At 71.7% G+C, this 19,643-nt stretch carries 13 protein-coding genes, 1 tRNA gene and 1 pseudogene; 11 read left to right on the top strand and 4 right to left on the bottom strand.

Annotated features, from left to right (window positions below):
• Positions 1–3 precede the first annotated feature (3 nt).
• From eboE to ACHBTE_RS01525, 3 genes are all read left to right on the top strand, one after another.
• Positions 4–1,173, top strand: a complete 1,170-nt coding sequence (gene eboE / locus ACHBTE_RS01515) for a metabolite traffic protein EboE (RefSeq protein WP_394721409.1) — start codon at positions 4–6, stop codon at positions 1,171–1,173.
• Complete coding sequence (locus ACHBTE_RS01520; protein ID WP_394721410.1) at positions 1,170–2,678, top strand: alkaline phosphatase family protein; 1,509 nt, start codon at positions 1,170–1,172, stop codon at positions 2,676–2,678. The genes eboE and ACHBTE_RS01520 overlap by 4 nt, the downstream gene beginning before the upstream one ends.
• A 94-nt stretch (positions 2,679–2,772) precedes the next feature.
• On the top strand, positions 2,773–3,837 hold the full coding sequence (locus ACHBTE_RS01525) for a sugar phosphate isomerase/epimerase family protein (protein ID WP_394721411.1): 1,065 nt from the start codon (positions 2,773–2,775) through the stop codon (positions 3,835–3,837).
• Between the two features lie 160 nt (positions 3,838–3,997).
• Here the strand turns inward: ACHBTE_RS01525 and ACHBTE_RS01530 are convergent, their stop codons facing one another.
• Positions 3,998–5,329 (bottom strand): DUF2254 domain-containing protein, encoded by a 1,332-nt coding sequence (locus tag ACHBTE_RS01530; protein WP_394721412.1) that lies wholly within the window; start codon positions 5,327–5,329, stop codon positions 3,998–4,000.
• A gap of 142 nt (positions 5,330–5,471) precedes the next feature.
• On the opposite strand from ACHBTE_RS01530, the gene ACHBTE_RS01535 reads away from it, so the two are divergent.
• Both ACHBTE_RS01535 and ACHBTE_RS01540 read left to right on the top strand, forming a co-directional pair.
• Positions 5,472–5,556 (top strand) — tRNA-Leu (locus ACHBTE_RS01535).
• Between the two features lie 199 nt (positions 5,557–5,755).
• On the top strand, positions 5,756–8,539 hold the full coding sequence (locus ACHBTE_RS01540) for a SpoIIE family protein phosphatase (RefSeq protein WP_394721413.1): 2,784 nt from the start codon (positions 5,756–5,758) through the stop codon (positions 8,537–8,539).
• A gap of 94 nt (positions 8,540–8,633) precedes the next feature.
• Here ACHBTE_RS01540 and ACHBTE_RS01545 read toward each other — a convergent pair whose 3' ends face one another.
• Positions 8,634–9,515 carry an ABC transporter substrate-binding protein gene (locus ACHBTE_RS01545; protein WP_394721415.1) on the bottom strand — a complete coding sequence of 294 codons (882 nt, stop codon included), beginning with the start codon at positions 9,513–9,515 and terminating at the stop codon, positions 8,634–8,636.
• A 479-nt stretch (positions 9,516–9,994) separates the two neighbouring features.
• Between ACHBTE_RS01545 and fusA the strand changes: the two genes are divergently transcribed.
• A complete protein-coding gene (fusA, locus tag ACHBTE_RS01550) occupies positions 9,995–12,043 on the top strand; it encodes an elongation factor G (protein WP_394721416.1) in 2,049 nt (682 codons plus the stop codon).
• Between the two features lie 767 nt (positions 12,044–12,810).
• Here fusA and ACHBTE_RS01555 read toward each other — a convergent pair.
• A complete protein-coding gene (locus ACHBTE_RS01555) occupies positions 12,811–13,572 on the bottom strand; it encodes a CDP-alcohol phosphatidyltransferase family protein (protein WP_394721583.1) in 762 nt (253 codons plus the stop codon).
• A gap of 108 nt (positions 13,573–13,680) precedes the next feature.
• On the opposite strand from ACHBTE_RS01555, the gene ACHBTE_RS01560 reads away from it, so the two are divergent.
• The 5 genes and pseudogenes from ACHBTE_RS01560 to ACHBTE_RS01580 all read left to right on the top strand — a co-directional run.
• On the top strand, positions 13,681–14,664 hold the full coding sequence (locus tag ACHBTE_RS01560) for a dehydrogenase (protein WP_394721417.1): 984 nt from the start codon (positions 13,681–13,683) through the stop codon (positions 14,662–14,664).
• Positions 14,665–14,837: 173 nt separating this feature from the next.
• A complete protein-coding gene (locus ACHBTE_RS01565; RefSeq protein WP_093747920.1) occupies positions 14,838–15,236 on the top strand; it encodes a 6-carboxytetrahydropterin synthase in 399 nt (132 codons plus the stop codon).
• A gap of 11 nt (positions 15,237–15,247) precedes the next feature.
• A complete protein-coding gene (locus ACHBTE_RS01570; RefSeq protein WP_394721584.1) occupies positions 15,248–16,459 on the top strand; it encodes a glycosyltransferase family 4 protein in 1,212 nt (403 codons plus the stop codon).
• 191 nt (positions 16,460–16,650) lie between these two features.
• Positions 16,651–17,628, top strand: a complete 978-nt coding sequence (locus ACHBTE_RS01575) for a hypothetical protein (protein ID WP_394721586.1) — start codon at positions 16,651–16,653, stop codon at positions 17,626–17,628.
• Positions 17,625–18,689 (top strand): annotated as a pseudogene (locus tag ACHBTE_RS01580) (lysylphosphatidylglycerol synthase transmembrane domain-containing protein); the annotation flags it as partial. The gene ACHBTE_RS01575 and the pseudogene ACHBTE_RS01580, both read left to right, overlap by 4 nt.
• Before the next feature lie 146 nt (positions 18,690–18,835).
• Here the strand turns inward: ACHBTE_RS01580 and ACHBTE_RS01585 are convergent.
• The gene (locus ACHBTE_RS01585; protein WP_394721418.1) at positions 18,836–19,624 is read right to left on the bottom strand and encodes a creatininase family protein; all 789 of its coding nucleotides are present in this window, start codon (positions 19,622–19,624) and stop codon (positions 18,836–18,838) included.
• Positions 19,625–19,643: the final 19 nt, after the last annotated feature.

The following is a 19,643-nucleotide window of genomic DNA, read 5'->3' on the forward strand; positions in this document are numbered from 1 at the left end:
GCCATGCGTTTCCGCCACCCCGACGGCTCGACCGTCCACCTGGCCTACTGCACCAACGTCCACCCGGCCGAGACCCTCGACGGCGTGCTCGCCCAGCTCCGCGACCACTGCGAACCGGTCCGCCGACGGCTCGGGCGCGACCGCCTCGGCATCGGGCTCTGGCTCGCCAAGGACGCCGCCCACACCCTCGTCTCCGACCCGTCCGCCCTGCGCCGCCTGCGCACCGAACTCGACCGGCGTGGCCTGGAGGTCGTCACCCTCAACGGCTTCCCCTATGAGGGTTTCGGAGCCGAAGAGGTCAAGTACCGCGTGTACAAACCGGACTGGGCCGACCCCGAACGTCTGGAGCACACCACCGCCCTGGCCCGCGTCCTCGCCGGGCTCCTCCCCGAGGACGTCACTCAGGGCAGCATCTCCACCCTGCCCCTCGCCTGGCGGACCGCCTATGACCCGGACCGTGCCGAGATCGCCCGCACCGCCTTGGTCACCCTGGCCGAACGGCTCGACGCCCTGGAGGAGTTGACCGGCCGGGACATCCGCGTCGGGCTCGAACCCGAACCCGGCTGCATCGTCGAGACCACCGGCGACGCCATCGCCCCGCTCTCCGTCATCGGGCACCACCGCATCGGCATCTGCGTCGACACCTGCCATCTCGCCACCTCCTTCGAAGACCCGCACACCGCCCTGGACGCGCTCACCGAGGCTCATGTCCCCGTCGTCAAGTCCCAACTCTCTGCCGCACTGCACGCCGAACACCCCCACCTCCCCGTTGTCCGCGAGGCCCTCGCCGCCTTCGACGAGCCGCGGTTCCTGCACCAGACCCGTACCGCCACCGCCGCCGGCCTGCGAGGCACCGACGACCTCGGCCCGGCCCTGACCGGTGACGCCCTTCCCGACGCCGCTCCCTGGCGCGCCCACTTCCACGTCCCGCTCCACGCGGCCCCCGCCGCGCCCCTCACCTCCACACTTCCCGTGCTCAAGGCCGTACTGTCCCGGCTCGTCGGCGGCCCGCAGCCGCTCACCCGCCACCTCGAGGTCGAGACGTACACCTGGCAGGCCCTGCCGGCCGAGCTGCGACCCCGTGCGCGCAGCCAGCTGGCAGACGGCATCGCCGCCGAACTCACCCTTGCCCGCGACCTGTTGACCGACCTCGGCCTCAAGGAGCTGCCATGACCGGGCGACCCGAGCGACCCGAACGACCCGAGCGATCGGACCCGGCAGCCCCGGTCACCCACCCGGCCACCGGACCGAACCGGACCGGTGTCACGCACGGCCCCACACACCACCCCACTCCACTGCTCGTGCTCGACGTCGTCGGCCTCACCCCGCGTCTCCTCGACCACATGCCCCACCTGAAGACACTCGCCCAGTCCGGTTCACAGGCGGCGCTCGGCACCGTCCTGCCGGCCGTCACCTGCGCCGCACAGTCCACCTTCCTCACCGGCACCCACCCGTCGGAGCACGGCATCGTCGGAAACGGCTGGTACTTCCGCGACCTGGGCGACGTACTCCTGTGGCGCCAGCACAACGGACTCGTCGCCGGCGACAAGCTGTGGGACGCCGCCAGACGCGCCCACCCCGGCTACACCGTCGCCAATATCTGCTGGTGGTACGCCATGGGCGCCGACACCGACATCACCGTCACCCCCCGTCCGATCTACTACGCCGACGGCCGCAAGGAACCCGACTGCTACACACGACCGCCCGCCCTGCACGACGAACTCACCGGCAAGCTCGGCACCTTCCCGCTCTTCCACTTCTGGGGCCCCGGCGCGGACCTCGTCTCCAGCCGCTGGATCATCGACGCGACCCGCCACATCATCCGCACCCGGCACCCCGACCTGACGCTCTGCTACCTCCCTCATCTCGACTACGACCTCCAGCGCTACGGCCCCGACGACCCGCGCTCACTGAAGGCGGCCTCGGACCTGGACTCGACGTTGGCTCCGCTTCTGGACGACGCCCGGGCACAGGGCCGTACCGTCGTGGCGCTCTCCGAGTACGGCATCACCCGCGCGGACCGGCCCGTCGACATCAACCGGGCCCTGCGCCGCGCAGGACTGCTCGAAGTGCACACCCAGGACGGCATGGAGTACCTGGACCCGATGGCGTCACGCGCCTTCGCGGTCGCCGATCACCAGATCGCCCACGTCTACGTACGCCGACCGGAAGATCTGGACGCGACCCGAGCCGCGCTCGACGGACTGCCCGGCGTCGAGCAACTCCTGGACGACGAGGGCAAGAAGGCTCACCATCTCGACCATCCGCGCTCCGGCGAACTGATCGCCGTCGCGGAGCCGGACGCCTGGTTCACGTACTACTACTGGCTCGACGACGCCCACGCGCCCGACTTCGCGCGACTCGTCGAGATCCACCGCAAACCCGGCTACGACCCGGTCGAACTCTTCATGGATCCCCTCGACCCCTATGTCAAGGTCAAGGCCGCGACCGCGCTCGCGCGCAAGACACTCGGCATGCGCTACCGCATGGCGGTCGTGCCCCTGGATCCGGCACCTATTCGCGGCAGCCACGGCCGCCTTCCCGCGAGCGACGACGACGGTCCGCTCCTCATCTGCTCCACCCCCCGCGCTGTCGGCGACCGCGTGGCGGCCACCGATGTGAAGTCACTGCTGCTCCGACTCGCCGGTCTCGACCGACCGGTCACGGCCGACGTGTGACAGCTCGCCGGTCCCGGCGATCCGTCTCTTCCGACTGGTCAAAAGTGAAGCACTCACCACTGACAACGGCCTTCGATCCCGAGGAGTTCCAGGCATGAGCCGCTTTTCCCAGCCCGATCCCGAACTCACCCACCGCCTGAGCAGACGAGGCATGCTCGGCGTGGCCGCGGGCGCCACGGCCGCCGCGCTGGTGGGCGCCGCCGCGCCCACCGCGACGGCCGCCCCCGCCTCCGAGCCGGCCGCCGAAACCGCCTCCCGCGGCCGTGGCCATGGCCATGGCCGGCCCGTCCTGCCCCCCGGCCGCCTCGGTATCCAGCTGTACAGCCTGCGCGACAAGGTCTCCACGCTCGGCTTCGCCCCCGTCTTCGCCGAACTGGAGAAGTACGGCTACGACGAGGTGGAGTTCGCCGGATACACCCAGGGCTCGGCCGGCCCGATCACCCTCGCCCAGCTGAGGCGGCTGGCACGCAACCACGGCCTGAACCCGATCGGCAGCCACGTCGGCTACTACTCCAGCGACCCCAATGCCTACACCTTCGCCCAGAACCTCACCAAGGTCCTGGACGACGCCGAGGCCCTGGGGCTCAAGCACATAGGGACCGCGTCCGGGCCGTTCCGCTACGGCTCCACCGTCGACGCCTGGAAGCGTGCCGCCGACGAGTTCAACACATACGGCGCGGCGGCGAAGGCGCGGGGCATGAAGTTCTACCAGCACAACCATTCCGAGGAATTCTCCTTCGCCACCGACAACCCCAAGGTCCGCCTCTACGACGTGCTGCTCAAGGAGACCGACCCCGACCTCGTCTATCTGGAGATGGACATCTACTGGGCGTACTCGGGCCAGTTCCGTTTCTCGAAGCGGCCCGACGGCTCACCAGCCCCGTTCGAGCCGCTGAACTACGTCCTGAAGCAGCCGCATCGCTACCCGCTCTTCCACGTCAAGGACGGCGTGAGCGACCCGTCCGACACCTACGGCTACCGCATGGTGGACGTCGGCGACGGCGACATCGACTACAAGAAGTTCATCTCCGCCGTGACACGACTGCGCGGCGGGCGGTTCGCCCACCACTGGCAGGCGGAGCACGACAACCCGACCGAGTCCCTCAGGTTCGCCCGCCGCTCGAGCAAGCACCTGCACTCGCTGCGGGAGAAGTGCTGACGGTCGTAGTGGCATGAGGAAACCCTCCCCGGAACGGGGAGGGCCTGCTCATGTCAGCGCCGCCGGTCACGGCGGGGGAGCGGCTGCCGGGCAACTTCCCGGAGTACCAGTTGCTCCCGTGAGCGGCGACCGCCGGGGCATCGGCCGGCCGGCGAACCGGTCAGCCGATGCCCTGCCGGTCCGGGTGCAGCGCGAACGTGCGGTCCGCCGGGTTGCGCGCCGTCTCGTCGACCGCCTGCCGGAGCAGTTCCCGGTGCCGCAGCAGAGGCTCGCGTCGATCCTCGGGCGCGAGCAGCAGCAGGTCGTCCAGCGCGGCCAGCATCCGGCGTGACACCTGCGGGTTGCCGAGGGCACACCCGCGCACCTCGGTGAACCCCAGATCCACCAGCTCGGTCCACCCCGGCACGGGCTGAACCAGCCGCACGGCCCCGCCCCGGTCCCGGTGCAGTGCGGCGTCCAGCGGCTGTCTGCTCAGCGCCGCCAGAAACTGCACGATGCGATCCAGTGCCTGCACGGCCGTGGTCGGATCGTTGATCGCGGGCGAGAGGGCGCGCAGCGCGATGTCGCACAACTGGCGCAGGCCGAAGCCGAGGTCCTGGTGGTAGGTCCGCTCCACCCCGACGGAGGTGGTGTAGCGCAGGGCGGCGCGCGGCGGGGCCGCGCGGCCGTGGACCGCCAGTACGGGCGTGCCGGGCACCACGAAGTCCCCGATCCGCGGGATCAGCCGCAGCACCACGCCGTGCTTGCGGGCCACCCGCACCAGCCGTGCGATGTGCACGTCCCGCAACACCCCCGCCCGGCCCTCGTGCGGCACCCACGCCGTCACCGAGCCGAATTCGGGCGTCTGCGGTCCGCCCGTGGACGGAGGCATCGAGGCGATCACCCGGAAGGACTCCGTGGCGATGCGCGCGATCACATGACTGATCCGCATCAGCCGCAGGGTGGTGTTCACGTACAGCACGAAGAGCAACAGGCTCAGCGCGACCATGCAGAGCGTGAGGATCGACTGCACCAGGGGCAGCGTGGTCACGTCCCGGGGGTCGTCGGCGGTGTCGAAGGCGGTCAGGACCAGCAGGGTCAGCACGAAGGTGGCCAGGAAGACCGCGAAGGTCGCCTTGGTGATCCGGCTGCGGACGAAGAGCCGCACCACACGCGGGGTGAACTGCCCGCTCGCCATCTGCACGGCCACCAGCGAGATGCTGAAGACCACACCGATGAAGGTCATCATCGCCGAGCTGACGGCGTTGACCACGGCCTTCGCGTCCTCCGCGAAGCGCAGCAGCTCGTCGAGCGTCTCGTAGTCGCCCTCCTCCCGCAGCGCGTCCACGATGGCCGTGTCGAGCGCCTGCGCCGCGACCCAGACCACGAAGACACTCACCATCGCGGCGCTCGGGGCGAACCAGAACGTGTCTCGCAGATGCTCCCTGAAGGGCGAGAGCGCACGCGGACGACGACCCACGGGAAGGCTCTGTGTAACCAGCCAGTCACTCATGGTGTGACCCTAGGCGCAACGGGGCGCGAGGTCCCGGACCCCCGCCATGCCGAAGGAAACGCAGGTGAAGGGCACCGAGAAAGCTTGGTATTGTTGTCCATGTCGCCACGGGGAACACCCCTGGCACGGCGGCAGACACCTGGTCCGGGTGGCGGAATGGCAGACGCGCTAGCTTGAGGTGCTAGTGCCCTTTATCGGGCGTGGGGGTTCAAGTCCCCCCTCGGACACTCACTCTCAATCACTCCAGCACCTCCGCATGGCTCCCATGCGGAGGGCTTTTCGTTTCCCGGGCCCCTGCGGCCCAGCGACTCTGCGGCTCATCGCCCCCACAGCTCATCGCCCCTGCGGCTCAATGGCCCTGCCTGGGCCGCGCCCATCTCCCCGCCTGGGGCCGCGCCCGTCTCCCCAGTCACTAATACTGAAGAAATGGGCAGACTCGGGCGATATGCCCCAGCGAGCCGGCAGGGTGACCGCAAGCGACCGAAGACCGGGTCACCGGAATCCGGACCGACGGCCCGTCACCCTTCGGCCGGCCGGCGAGTGCTGTCGTGGGTGAAGCCGCACAGCGTCGCCGGGCAGGTCTTCCTGCTGCAGCTGGTGGTCGTCCTGCTGCTCATCGCCACGGCCGTCACGGTGACCGTGATCCAGGACCGCAACCGCGCGGTCCAGGAGGCCAAGGACCGGTCACTGGTGGCGGCGGAGTCGTTCGCGAACGCCCGGGGCACCGCGGAGGCGATGGAGAGCGCGGATCCGACGGCGGAGCTCCAGCCGCATGCCGAGGCGGTGCGCAAGAAGACCGGCGTCGACTACGTAGTGGCGCTGAGCCCCTACGGCTTCCGGTGGACCCACCCGGACGAGGACCAGATCGGCAAGCACGTCTCCACCTCCTACGGCCAGGCGCTCGAGGGCGAGCCCCACCAGACCACGTTCGACAGCAGTCTGGGCAAGGCGGTCGACTCGACCGTGGCCGTCTTCGACGACGAGGGGACCGCGGTCGGCCTGGTCACGGTGGGGGTCACGGTGGAGACGGTGTCCAGTGTGGTGGAGCAGCAACTACCGGTGATCTTCGCCGTCGGCGGTGTCACGCTGCTGCTGGCCGCAGGTGGGTCGGCGCTGGTCAGCGGGCGTCTGCGGCGCCAGACCCGGGGACTGGGGCCGGTCGAGATGACCCGCATGTACGAGCACCACGACGCGGTGCTGCACGCGGTCCGGGAAGGCGTGATCATCCTGGACGGTGAGGGAAGGCTGCTGCTGGTCAACGACGAGGCACGCCGGCTGCTGGCACTGCCACCGGAGGCCGAGGGCAGGCCGGTCACCGGACTCGGTCTGAGCCCGGCCCTGGCCGGACTGCTGGGATCGGGCCGGGCGGCCACGGACAAGGTCTTCCTGGCCGGAGAGATCCTGCTCGCGGTCAACGTGCGACCGGTGGGCCCGAAGCAGGGCAGCGTGGCCACCCTGCGGGACACCACGGAGCTGCGCGCCCTCGCGGGCCGGGCGGACGTGGCGGGCGGGCGCCTGCAGCTGCTCTACGAGGCCGGCACGCGCATCGGGACCACCCTCGACGTCAGGCGCACCGCAGAGGAGCTGACCGAGGTGACGGTCCCGCGCTTCGCCGACTTCGCCACCGTCGAGCTGGTGAAGTCCGTGCTGCAAGGGGGTGAGCCGACCGGGGCGGGTTCGACGGCGGTGCACCGCGTCGCGGTCGCGGGCATCCGGGACGACCTGCCCTTTCACCCGGTCGGGACGCTGCTGCGCTACGAGCCCGGCAACCCCGTGGCCACCGGCATGACCACCGGCCGGCCGGTCCTGGTGGCGGACCTCGCCGCGGCCGACGGATGGCGGGCCCAGGACCCGGAGCGGGCACAGCAGGTCCTGGCGTACGGCATCCACTCCATGATCTCCGTGCCGCTCCAGGCCCGGGGCCAGTTGCTGGGGGTCGTACAGTTCTGGCGTTCGGAGCAGGATCCCTTCGAGCCGGACGACCTGTCCCCCGCCGAGGAACTCGCCACCCGGGCGGCCGTGTGCATCGACAACGCGCGCCGCTACACCCGCGAGCACACCACGGCCGTCACCCTCCAGCGCAGCCTGCTGCCCGGCGCGCTCCCCGAGCTGTCCGCCCTGGAGGTCGGGCATCGGTACCTGCCCGCCAAGGCGGGGGTGGGCGGCGACTGGTACGACGTCATCCCGCTGCCGGGGGCCCGGGTGGCCCTGGTGGTCGGCGATGTCGTGGGCCACGGTCTGCACGCCGCGGCGACGATGGGCCGCCTGAGGACCGCGGTGCACAACTTCGCCGCCCTGGACCTGCCTCCGGACGAGCTCCTCGCCCATCTGGACGACCTGATCACCCGGATCGACGACGACGCGGCGGCCGAGGGCAAGACCGAGGCCGTCACCGGTGCCACCTGCCTGTACGCGGTCTACGACCCGGTCTCCGGGCGGTGTGTTCTCGCCCGGGCCGGTCATCCCGGTCCGGCGCTGGTCTCGCCCGACGGCACCGTGACCTTCCCCGACATCCCCGTCGCCCCGCCACTCGGCGTGGGCGGAGGTCTGCCGGTCGAGACGGCCGAACTCCGGCTGGCCGCCGACAGCCGGCTGGTCCTCTACACCGACGGCCTGGTCGAGGTCCGGGGCCGCGACATCGACGTCGGGCTCGGCATGCTGAGCAAGGCTCTGGCCGCGACGCACGGCGCCGGCCTGGACGACACCTGTCAGGCGGTGCTCGACGCGATGCTGCGCACCAGGCCGCGAGACGATGTCGCCCTGCTCGTCGCGCGCACCCGGCTGCTCGACCCGAGTCAGGTCGCGGAATGGGACGTGCCCGACGACCCCGCGGCCGTCCCCTGGATCCGCGCCGAGGCCGGCCGCAGGCTGGAATCCTGGGGGCTCGGCGAGGCGGCCTTCACCACCGAGCTGATCCTCAGCGAACTGGTGACGAACGCCATCCGGTACGGAAGGAGCCCCATAGGCCTGCGGCTGCTGCGCGACCACGACAGCCTGATTTGCGAGGTCGGCGACGGCACCAGCACCTCCCCGCACCTGCGCCGCGCGACCCTCACCGACGAGGGCGGCCGTGGTCTGTTCCTCGTCGCGCAGATGTCCCGCCGCTGGGGGACCCGGTACACCGACCGAGGCAAGATCATCTGGGCTGAGCAGGCGCTCGACGGCGAAGCCGCGTGGGACCTGAGCGGTCTCCCGTCGGCCGACCTGTGAAGCGGGACGAAACCGGACCGCCCGCACATCTCGAGGCGTGCGGACGGTCTGCCGTGGCCCGGTGTCCGCGCCGGCCCGCGGTAGGTGGGGCGTTTCAGGAGCCGTCGTCGACCGTGATGTACGGGATCTTGGCCGGGTCCCGGCCGAAAGCGGCCCCGAGATAGACGGCCGACAGCTTGGCGAGCGTCCCGTCGTCGATCAACTGCCTGATGATCCGGTCCAGTTCGCCCCTGTTGGGCGACCCCATCGGGTACAGGGCGCCGTAAGCCTGGTCGGTCCTGTACTGACCCACCAGGCTCACCCTGCTCTCCTCCTTCTGGGGATACGCCAGCAGGATGGTCGTGTCGTGGATGACCGCGTCGACCCGCCTCTCCTCCAGCGCCGTGATCAACTCCCGGTCGTTGGGGAAGGCGGTGACGGGCTCGGTCGGCTTGATGCGGTCCTCGACGAACTGCTCGCCCGTGGTGCCCTCGGCCACTCCGATGCGGACGTCACGGACGTTGTCCTGGCCGATCTGCTCACCGTCCCTGATCAGCAGTCCCAGGGTCGAGGAGAGGTAGGGCGGGGAGAACTCGGCGACCCTGCTCCGCGCCGGGGTGATCGTGATCTGTGCCAGGGCCAGGTCGAAGTCCGTCGTCCGGCCGGACACGACCTCCGGGAAGGGGGCGTTCTTCACCTCGACCCGGTCCAGTCCCGACCGGTAGGCGATGTTGGCCGCCATGCAGTACTCGTAGCCGCTCCTGACGGATTCCGGCGTGTCGCCGTTCCACCAGCCGGGTGCGGGCAGGGTCGTCTTGACCGTGAGCGCGCCCGCCGTCTCGGGCCGCAGCTGAAACTCCCCGTGATGTCCGGAGACCTCGCAGTCGCCATAGCGGGCGCTCGACGCCTGCGACCCGTCCTGGTCACATGCCGATGAAGCGACGACGAGCGCCCCGCTGACAGCCAGAGCGACGATCGCTGCCGCGGCCCGCATCATTGACCTCCGGTAGGGGCATACTCCTTGATCCACCATAAATCACCCTGAACCATACGGCCGCAAGAGCCACGTGGGACTGCAAGTGCGCGGGTCCGGTCCCACAGGTGCCTGTCATCGGGTCGTCCGACATCAAAAACTCCGTGGCCCAGCCGCCCCGCCGCTCCCTACACTCACCAGGACATCGTGACCAGAGAGGGGGGCCGGGCCGTGCGTGATCACATCGCTGTCGCCGCTCCCCGTTCCCGGTCCTTCCGGTCCGAGGTGATCCTGGTGTCCTCGTCCGCCCGGTGCCCGCTGCGCGGCCGGCACCGGACGCCCGTGACGCACGTCTGAGAGCGCCCGAGTACATCGACGTCCCTGCCCCGAGCCAGTCCCGGGGCCGACGGGGCCGTACTCGCCTGCGCTCGCGCCGCGTCCGGGAATCGCGCTCACCCCTGTTCGTTCCCGGAACACCCGGAACACCCGAAAGGCCAAGGGCCGTGCGCACCAACCTCGACACCCTCGCCGTCGTCCGCAATCTCGGCATCCTCGCCCACGTCGACGCGGGCAAGACCACCGTCACCGAGCGGATCCTGTACGCCACAGGTACCACCCACAAGCGCGGTGAGGTCCACGACGGCACCACCGTCACCGACTTCGACCCGCAGGAACGCGATCGGGGCATCACCATTTTCGCGGCGGCGGTCAGCTGTGACTGGGACGGTCACCGGATCAACCTCATCGACACACCCGGGCACGTCGACTTCGCCGACGAGGTGGAGCGTTCGCTGCGCGTACTGGACGGCGCGGTCGCGGTGTTCGACGCCGTCGCGGGGGTCGAGCCGCAGAGCGAGTCGGTGTGGCGGCAGGCGGACCGGCACGGCGTGCCGAGGATCGCGTTCGTCAACAAGCTGGACCGCGCCGGAGCCGACCTCGACACGGCCGTCGCCTCCATCCGGGATCGGCTCCATCCGGCCCCGCTGGTCGTGCAGTTGCCCATCGGCGCCGAGGACGCGTTCCGCGGGGTCGTGGATCTCGTACGGATGCGGGCCCTGGTGTGGGCCGACGGTGCCGGCATGTTCGTGGAGCAGGAGGTGCCGGAGGAACTGCGGCAGGAGGCGCACCGGCGCCGCCGGCTGCTGGAGGAGTCGGTGGCCGAACTGCATGCCGGCGCGCTGGAGGAGTTCTGCGCGCGGTCGACGCTGAGCCCGCAGTCCCTGGTCGCCGCCCTGCGGGAGCTGACCGGCAGCGGTGACGGCGTGGTCGTGCTGTGCGGCTCGGCCTACCGCAACCGGGGAATCGAACCGCTGCTCGACGCGGTCGTGGCGTATCTGCCCTCGCCGCTCGATGTGCCGGCCGTGCGCGGGCTGCGCGACGGCGTCGAAGAGGAGCGGACCGCCGATCCGTCGGAGCCCTTCGCGGCGCTGGCGTTCAAGGTGAGCGCGACACGGACCGGACGGCTCACCTTCCTGCGCGTGTACTCAGGGACGATCGAGAAGGGAGACACCGTGCTCGACGCGGGCGCGCGGCGCAGCGAGCGGATCGGACGGATCCTGCGTGTGCAGGCCGACCAGCATGCCCACGTGGACCGGGCGGTCGCCGGGGACATCGTGGCCGTGGTCGGCCTGAAGGCGGCGCGACCCGGGGCGACGCTCTGCGCACCGGACGCCCCGCTCGTCCTCGAACCGCCGAGTGTGGCCGACCCCGTGGTGTCCGTCGCGGTCGAGGCACGCAGGTCGACCGACACCGACCGGCTGGCCTCGGCGCTGGCCCGGCTGGCCGAGGAGGATCCGTCGCTGGTCGTGCGGACCGACGCGGAGACCGGGCAGACGGTGCTGTCAGGCATGGGTGAACTGCATCTGGAGGTCGCGGTGGAGAAGGTCCGGCGGGAGTCCGGGCTGGACGTCAACGTCGGCCGGCCCCGGGTGTCGTACCGCGAGACCGTGGGCCGGGGTGTGACCGGTTTCGTCTTCCGGCACGTCAAACAGGACGGCGGAGCGGGGCAGTTCGCGCACGTCGTGCTCGACGTCGAGCCCATGGAGACGGGGTCCGGGTTCGAGTTCCGCTCGGCCGTCGTCGGCGGCCGGGTGCCGCAGGAGTACGTCCGTGCCGTGGAGGCCGGCTGCCGGGACGCCCTCGCCGAGGGCCCGCTGGGCGGTCACCCGGTGACCGGGCTGAGGGTCACCCTCACCGACGGGGCGACCCATGTGAAGGACTCCTCCGAGACCGCCTTCCGCACGGCTGGTCGCCTCGGCCTGCGCGATGCCCTGCGTTCCTGCGCGATGGTCCTCCTGGAGCCGGTCGCCGAGGTCACGGTCACCGTGCCCGAGGACGCCGTCGGCACGGTGCTCGGCGACCTGGCGGCACGACGCGGCCGGGTTTCGGGCTCGGTCAGCCGGGCGGGCGCGGCGGTCGTCACGGCGACCGTGCCGCTGGCCGAACTCTTCGGCTACGCGACCCGGTTGCGCAGCCGGACCCAGGGCCGGGGCACGTTCACGACCCGTCCCACGGGTCATGCCCCGGCACCGGTCACGACGCCGGCCCGGTGAGTGAAGGGCGGCCCCACCCGCACGGGGTGGGGCCGCCCGCGGGCCAAACCCCCGGTGCCGTCGACGACGACGCACTCGTACGACCTGTTGCCGCCCAGCGGCACGACGAGCGGATGGTGGAAGCGCACGCCCCGGCCAGAGGGGGCCGGTGAACCCTTGGTGCTGCACGACGGGTCGACGTCTCAGGAGCAGTAGCTGCTTTCGGCCAGACGCTCATCGCTTCCGACCTGGCCAAGAGTGCCGACTCGGCCTCTGCACCGGCGCGTTGTTTTCGGTGTCGGGCCGGATGGCCCTGACCGTCGGCTCGGAGACCGACGGCTTGCTGGACATGGACCTCCCGGCGGCCGTCCCCAGGCCGGTAGCGGCGGCCGTGCCGACCGCGGCGGTCGGGTGTCGCGTAGGTGGGTCATGGCACGGACGGTCGGGCAGGGCGCTCCTCGGGCGGGGGGGGGCTCCGCGACCAGCCACGCGGTGCGGCATACGAGCGACGGCGGACCGTGGCACCTGGGCGCAGCGCGACGACGTCGACGATGCCGCACGCGGACACGGAGCAGCCGGGCTTTCGACTGCCGAGGCGGTGCGTCGGCACCGGGGGAGGGGGAGTGGACTGTCGATCTCATTCGCGGCCGGACCGGGCCGCGGGCCGATCGGCTGTACGAACCCCATCGGATTCACGGCGCGGGGTCAAGACCGCCCACCGGATGACCGCCCACCGGATGACCGCCCACCGGATGACCGTCCACCGGATCGCGCTCGGCGGCCGACGGTCAGGACGTCACCAGTTCGCGCACCTGCGCCGACGGCGCCAGGCGCTGCTCGCGTGACCTGCGGTACAGCCACAGGATGTCCCGGCCGAACGACCAGACGAGCGCCGCCAGCGCCGTCGCGGCGACCGCGAACGTCGCCGCGTGGGGGAGCAGATCGGAGGCGGCCAGCAGCAGGAACACACCCTGGAGCGCGGCGACCGTCTTGCGGGCCGTGCTCGGCGGCAGCGCGGCGTTCAGCCAGGGCCAGACGCGGGCGGCGGCGACGAAGCCGTAGCGCATGGCGCCGATCAGCAGCACCCAGGGGCCGAGGGACATCGAGACGTACACGCTCAACACCAGGATCAGGAACGCGTCCACCTCCATGTCGAAGCGGGCGCCCAGCGCTGTGGAGGTGCCGGTGCGGCGGGCCACCTTGCCGTCCACGCCGTCGAGGATGAGCGCCACCGCCGTCAGACCGACGAACAGCGTCACCGGCGGTGAGCTCTGGAAGGAGTCCGCCACCAGGGCCGTGACACCGCCCACCAGGGTCGCGCGGCCGAGGGTGACCCGGTTGGCCGGTCCGAAGGAGCGCAGCCCGGACCGGTGCAGTGCCAGCGAGAGCAGCGCCCATGTGGCGATCGCGAAGACGAGGCCGGTCAGCCAGCCCGCCGGTCCGAGGCCGATGGCCGAACCGAGCAGGGCCAGCAGCAGGATCTGAACGCCCGCTCCCACAGCGGTTTCCTGCTGGACCAGCCTTGCGTCGTAAGTGTTGTTCAGGGCCACCGCACATTCCTCCGGCCAGGTGACAGAGTCGATCAAGGCCGCGTACTGTGCGCGGCCTGTGCACACCTCGGTACGTGAACAACTCGCAGATCGTTCAGGAGGACCTCGATGAACCGCGCCGCACGTGCGTTCTGGCTCAGCTCTCCGGGTGAAGGGGAGATCCGGCAGACGGCCCTGCCGGAGCCGGGCGAGGGCGAGGTCCTGGTGCGGGCGCTCTACTCCGGGGTCAGCCGGGGCACCGAGACGCTGGTCTTCCGGGGCGGGGTCCCGCACAGCCAGTACGCGGCGATGCGGGCGCCCTTCCAGGAGGGCGAGTTCCCCGCCCCCGTGAAGTACGGCTATCTGAGCGTCGGGGAGGTGGAGGAAGGGCCCGACGCGCTGGTCGGCCGTACCGTCTTCTGTCTCCATCCGCACCAGACGCGGTACGTCGTCCCCGCGAGCGCGGTCACCGTCGTACCGGACACCGTGCCCGCCGCGCGGGCGATCCTCGCCGGTACGGTCGAGACCGCCGTCAACGCCCTCTGGGACGCGGCGCCCCTGGTCGGCGACCGGATCGCCGTGGTCGGCGGGGGCATGATCGGCTCCTCGGTGGCCGCCCTGCTGGCCCGCTTCCCGGGTGTGCGGCTCCAGTTGGTCGACGCCGATCCCGGCCGGGCCGAGGTCGCCGGCGCGCTCGGCGTCGGGTTCGCCACACCCGAGGAGGCGCTCGGCGAGTGCGACCTGGTCGTGCACGCCAGCGCCACCGAGCAGGGCCTCGCCCGCTCCCTCGAACTGCTCCGCGCCGAGGGTACGGTCCTCGAACTGAGCTGGTACGGCGACCGGCCGATCGCGCTGCCGCTCGGCGAGGCCTTCCACTCCCGGCGGCTCGTCGTGCGCAGCAGCCAGGTCGGCACCGTCTCCCCGGCCCGCAGCGGCAGCCGCAGCTACGCCGACCGTCTCGCGCTCGCCCTCGATCTGCTCGCCGACCCGGCCCTGGACGCGCTCGTCACCGGGGAGTGCGCCTTCGAGGAGCTGCCGGACGTGCTGCCGCGACTGGCCTCCGGTGAGATTCCCGCGCTGTGCCACCGCGTCCGGTATGCCGAGCACGACTGAAGCATCCGTTCCGCCCGGAGTCGTTCAATCCGGGACGACGAGAGCGCCGACCTCGGCGCCTGACCTGAGAAAAGAGTGAGAGAGGGCTGAACACGGGGGAGAAAGGAGCCGTACTACACGGCATCCCCGGCAGCTGCGGGGATGAGGAGCGCACCGCACCTGGAGGGTGTCCGTTGTTCAGCATCACCGTCCGCGATCACATCATGATCGCCCACAGCTTCCGCGGCGACGTCTTCGGACCCGCGCAGCGCCTGCACGGAGCGACGTTCCTGGTGGACGCCACATTCCGGCGCGAGCAGCTGGACGACGACAACATCGTCGTCGACATCGGACTGGCCACCCGGGAACTGGGTGCCGTCGTCGGTGAGCTGAACTACCGGAACCTCGACAACGAACCCGACTTCGCCGGCATCAACACCTCCACCGAGTTCCTGGCCAAGGTCATCGCCGACCGGCTGGCCGAGCGGATCGAGAAGGGCGCGCTCGGCGAGGGTGCGAAGGGCCTCGCCGGTCTGACCGTCACGCTGCACGAGTCGCACGTCGCCTGGGCGAGTTACGAGCGTGCCCTGTGACCGATGTGACGCTGGAGAAGAAGGCGTCCCCGGCCGAGTGCGTCACCGTGACCCAGCCGGACCAGCCCGCTCTCGGCTATGTGCCCGTGCAGCACCCCGTCCTGAAGAACGCCGAGATCGTCCCCATGTCCCTGCGCTCCGTGCACTTCGTGATGCCGGGCGGCGTCGACGACCAGACCGCGCCCAGCGGCGGCAACGCCTATGACCGGCGCGTCAGTCTGGACCTGCCCGGGTTCGGGTGGCAGGTGCACAAGCACGCGGTGGACGGCAGCTGGCCCCGGCCCGGTGCGGCGGCCCGCGCGGAACTGGCCCGCACACTGCGCGCGTTCCCGGACGACACCGTCGTCCTGCTCGACGGGCTGGTGGCATGCGGAGTCCCCGAGATCATCCTCCCGGAGACGGAACGCCTGCGGCTGGCCGTCCTCGTCCACCTCCCGCTCGGCGACGAGACCGGGCTGGAGCCCGCCGTCGCCGCCGAGCTGGACGCGCGGGAACGCACCGTGCTGCGTGCCGTGCCCGCCGTCGTCGCGACCAGCGACTGGGCGGTCCGCCGTCTCGTCGCCCACCACGGCCTCGCCCCCGAACGGGTCCATGTCGCCGCCCCCGGCGCCGACATCGCACCGCTGGCCGCCGGCACCGACGGCGTGTCCCGGCTGCTGTGCGTGGCCGCCGTGACCCCGCGCAAGGGACAGCACCGGCTGGTGGAGGCCCTGGCGGCGGTGACCGACCTGCCGTGGAGCTGTGAGTGCGTGGGCGGGCTGAGCCAGGACCCCGAGTACGTGACCGGGCTGCGCGCCCTCATCCACGAGCACGGCCTCCAGGACCGGCTGGTGCTCGCGGGACCCCGGACCGGCGCCGAACTCGACGCCAGCTACAACGCCGCCGACCTCATGGTGCTCACCTCCTACGCCGAGACGTACGGCATGGCGGTGACGGAGGCGCTCGCGCGCGGCATTCCCGTGCTGGCGACGGACGTCGGTGGTCTCCCCGAGGCGGTCGGCCGGGCACCGGACGGCGGTGTCCCCGGCATCCTCGTCCCGCCGGAGAACTCCGCCGCGATCGCCGCCGAACTGCGCGGCTGGTTCGGCGAGGCGGACGTACGCCGCCGGCTCAAGGCGGCGGCCCGGGCACGCCGGGCCGCCCTGGACGGCTGGGCCGCCACGGCCCGCAGCCTGGCCGCGGTACTGGGCCGGCTGCCGAACGAACCCCGGAGGGCGGCATGAGGAACACGGCGACGACACAGGGCGGGGGCACGATTCCGGCCCAGCCGGGACCCGAGGACGCGCCGGACTCGGCCCGCCCCGGGACCGAGGGTCCGGCGCCGGTGCCGGCATCGGCACCTGCGAACAGCGGCGAGCAGGCCGTGGGCGCGGCGTCCGCCGAGGAGCGCGGGATCGTTTCTGTGGAGGGTGGCATGGGCGCAGTGCCCGTACCGGCGGTGGCCGACACGGACGAGGTGATCCTCGGGGCCGGCCCCCGGGTGCGGCCCGGTGAGCGGGCCACCGTCCGGCTGCGGGACGCCGAGCCGGAGGAGCCCGCCCGCTACGCGCCCGAGTGGCTGCAGCTGCGGGAGGGCGCCGACGCTTCAGCCCGGGCGCACGACTTGCTCGACCCGCTGCGGATCCGGCTCGCCAACATGCCGGGACGCGCCGGGCTGGTCATACACGACGTGGGCTGCGGCACCGGCTCCATGGGCCGCTGGCTCGCCCCCCACCTGGACGGTGCCCAGCACTGGATCCTGCACGACCGCGACCCCTACCTGCTGCACTTCGCCGCCGTGGCCTCCCCGCGCTCCTCCGCCGACGGCAGCCGCGTGAGTGTCGAGACGCGCCGCGGAGACATCGGACGCCTCACCCCGGACGCCCTTCTCGGTGCCTCCCTGGTGACGGCCTCCGCGCTCCTCGACGTCCTCACCCGCGAAGAGGTCGCCACCCTCGCCGCCGCCTGCGCCGGTGCGGGCTGCCCGGCGCTGCTGACGCTCTCCGTCGCAGGCCGCGTCGAACTCACCCCGTCCGACCCGCTGGACACCGAGATCGCCGAGGCGTTCAACGCCCACCAGCGGCGTTCCGGACTGCTGGGCCCGGACGCCGTCACCGCAGCGGCCGAAGCCTTCTCCGAGCACGGCGCCACCGTCCAGGTGCACCCCAGCCCCTGGCGCCTCGGCCCCGCCGAATCCGCGCTCACCGCCCAGTGGCTGCGCGGCTGGGTCGGCGCGGCGGTCGAGCACCGCCCCGAACTTCGCGAGCAGGCCGACCGCTACCTGCGCGAACGCCTCGCCGCCTGCGAGGCCGGCGAACTGAGCGTCGTGGTCCACCACAGCGACCTGCTGGCCCTGTGCCGTCCGACCGGCGGAGCGCAGACGGGCGGTTCCCCGGCGGGCGGAGCCTCATGAGCGTGGAGACGGTGGCGAGGGCGCGCGCCGGACGCCGGGACTCGGGCGGCCTGGGCCTGCCGGCGACCGGTGTTCCCGCCACCCCTGCGGACGGCGACGTCGTCGCGGCGGCCCAGGCGTCTTCGGCGGTGCGCCTCATCGACGCCGAGTGCGGCCCGCAGGCCCAGCCCGACAGCGCACCGCGCCCCCGTACCGCCCTGCGCACCCGCGCCCGCGCCGTCCTGTCCCGCCTCAACACCCCCACCCTGCGCACCCACCTCGGCACGGCCGCCGGGGTCGTCATCCTCGTCGTGCTGTTCTGGCGGCTCGGCACCGGTGCCTTTCTCGACGGGCTGCGACGGATCGACGCGCCGGCGCTGGGCCTGGCGCTCGCCATCGGGGGCGTCACCACCGTGTTCAGCGCCTGGCGTTGGCAGCTGGTGGCACGTGGGCTGCGGATCCGGCTGCCGCTCGGCCCGGCCGTCGCCGACTACTACCGCGCGCTCTTCCTCAACGCCGCCCTTCCCGGTGGCGTCCTCGGCGATGTGCACCGCGCGGTACGGCACGGGCAGAGCGCCGGCGACCTGGGCCGCGGCGTACGCGCGGTGGTGCTCGAACGCACCGCCGGCCAGCTCGTCCTCGCGGGAGTCGGCGTCGGCGTCCTGCTGACCATGCCGTCTCCCGTGCTGAACGAGGCCCGGGACCTCACCCCCCTGCTGCTGTTCGCCGCGGTCGGCGCCCTCGCCGTGGTGGCCGCCGTACGGATGAACCGTGCGCCCTCCCACCGGGACCGCACCGCCCCGACCGCGCTGCGCAGCACGCTCGCCGAAGCCCGCGAAGCCCTGCTGTCCCGCCGCAACGGACCCGGTGTCGCCGTCTCCTCCGTCGTCGTCCTCGCCGGCCACCTCGCGATGTTCGTGCTCGCCGCGCGCGTGGCCGGCTCCGCCGCCTCCGTGGCCGTCCTGCTTCCGCTCGCCGTCCTCGCCCTGCTCGCGATGAGCCTGCCCCTGAACATCGGCGGCTTCGGTCCCCGTGAGGGCGTCACCGCCTGGGCGTTCGGCGCCGCGGGACTGGGTGCGAGCAGCGGACTGGCCGTCGCCGTCGTGTACGGCGTCCTCAGCTTCGTGGCCGCCCTGCCGGGCGCCCTCGTCCTCGTCGCCCGCTGGTGCACGAGCCCGCGCACGGGCTCCGGGTCCATCGCGGCCGAGGCCGACCCGGAACCCGGCCGCTACGCCCTTGCGTTCCCCGTGTCCCGTACGGAATCGTCCGCGGAGGTCAGCAGTGACACATACGCGCCGAAGGCATCCGCGAGGCTCGCCAGCAGCAACTTCCCCTTTTCCGCAGAACCCAGCGAAGGACGGCCTATGACACCCGAATCGGTATAGGCGGACATACCGAGAGTCAGCAGATGACGGCGGTCGTCCGCCACGAAATCGGAAGTCTCATAACCGGGTCGGATCAATTCGGGATGAGTGTGCAGAAGGATGGAGGTCTCTATTTCCCCCGCGTGCATGTCGGTGAGCAGCGAGGTCTCCACCCCCGCCCGCTCCCGCGCCGCCTCCCAGTCCTCCGGGGCCGGGAACAGAGCCATTCGTTCACCTTGCGCGGAGGACTCCTGAACGACATTGCCCAGTACGTAATTGCCGCCGTGCCCGTTGACCAGTACCAGGGCGTCGACGCCGGACCGGCGGAGCGAAGCCGCTATGTCCCGTATCACCGCATGAAGGGTCACTGAGGAGATGCTGACGGTCCCCGGCCACTCCGCGTGCTCGTGCGAGCAGGAGATCGTCACCGGCGGGAGGAGGTGCACCGGGTGCGCGGCAGCCACCTCGCGTGCGATCGCGCAGGCCACGAGCGTGTCCGTGGCCAACGGCAGGAACGCACCGTGCTGCTCGAAGCTCCCGACGGGCAGGACCGCGATCTGTCGTGATACGCCCGCCCCCCGCGCCCGTACGTCTTCGGTGGTGTCCGCCGGCACCAGCGAGTGTGCCGCCGGCCGCGTCTGCGAATCACTCATCTTTTCCCGGCCTTTCGTC

This window comes from Streptomyces sp. M41 (assembly GCF_043673425.1).
Taxonomy (GTDB): Bacteria; Actinomycetota; Actinomycetes; order Streptomycetales; family Streptomycetaceae; genus Streptomyces.

Coding starts and splice junctions, on each gene's coding strand:
- eboE (WP_394721409.1), top strand. CDS start 4: ATGCGTTTCCGCCACCCCGACGGCTCGACCGTCCACCTGGCCTACTGC.
- ACHBTE_RS01520 (WP_394721410.1), top strand. CDS start 1,170: ATGACCGGGCGACCCGAGCGACCCGAACGACCCGAGCGATCGGACCCG.
- ACHBTE_RS01525 (WP_394721411.1), top strand. CDS start 2,773: ATGAGCCGCTTTTCCCAGCCCGATCCCGAACTCACCCACCGCCTGAGC.
- ACHBTE_RS01530 (WP_394721412.1), bottom strand. CDS start 5,329: ATGAGTGACTGGCTGGTTACACAGAGCCTTCCCGTGGGTCGTCGTCCG.
- ACHBTE_RS01540 (WP_394721413.1), top strand. CDS start 5,756: ATGGGCAGACTCGGGCGATATGCCCCAGCGAGCCGGCAGGGTGACCGC.
- ACHBTE_RS01545 (WP_394721415.1), bottom strand. CDS start 9,515: ATGATGCGGGCCGCGGCAGCGATCGTCGCTCTGGCTGTCAGCGGGGCG.
- ACHBTE_RS01560 (WP_394721417.1), top strand. CDS start 13,681: ATGAACCGCGCCGCACGTGCGTTCTGGCTCAGCTCTCCGGGTGAAGGG.
- ACHBTE_RS01575 (WP_394721586.1), top strand. CDS start 16,651: ATGGGCGCAGTGCCCGTACCGGCGGTGGCCGACACGGACGAGGTGATC.
- ACHBTE_RS01585 (WP_394721418.1), bottom strand. CDS start 19,624: ATGAGTGATTCGCAGACGCGGCCGGCGGCACACTCGCTGGTGCCGGCG.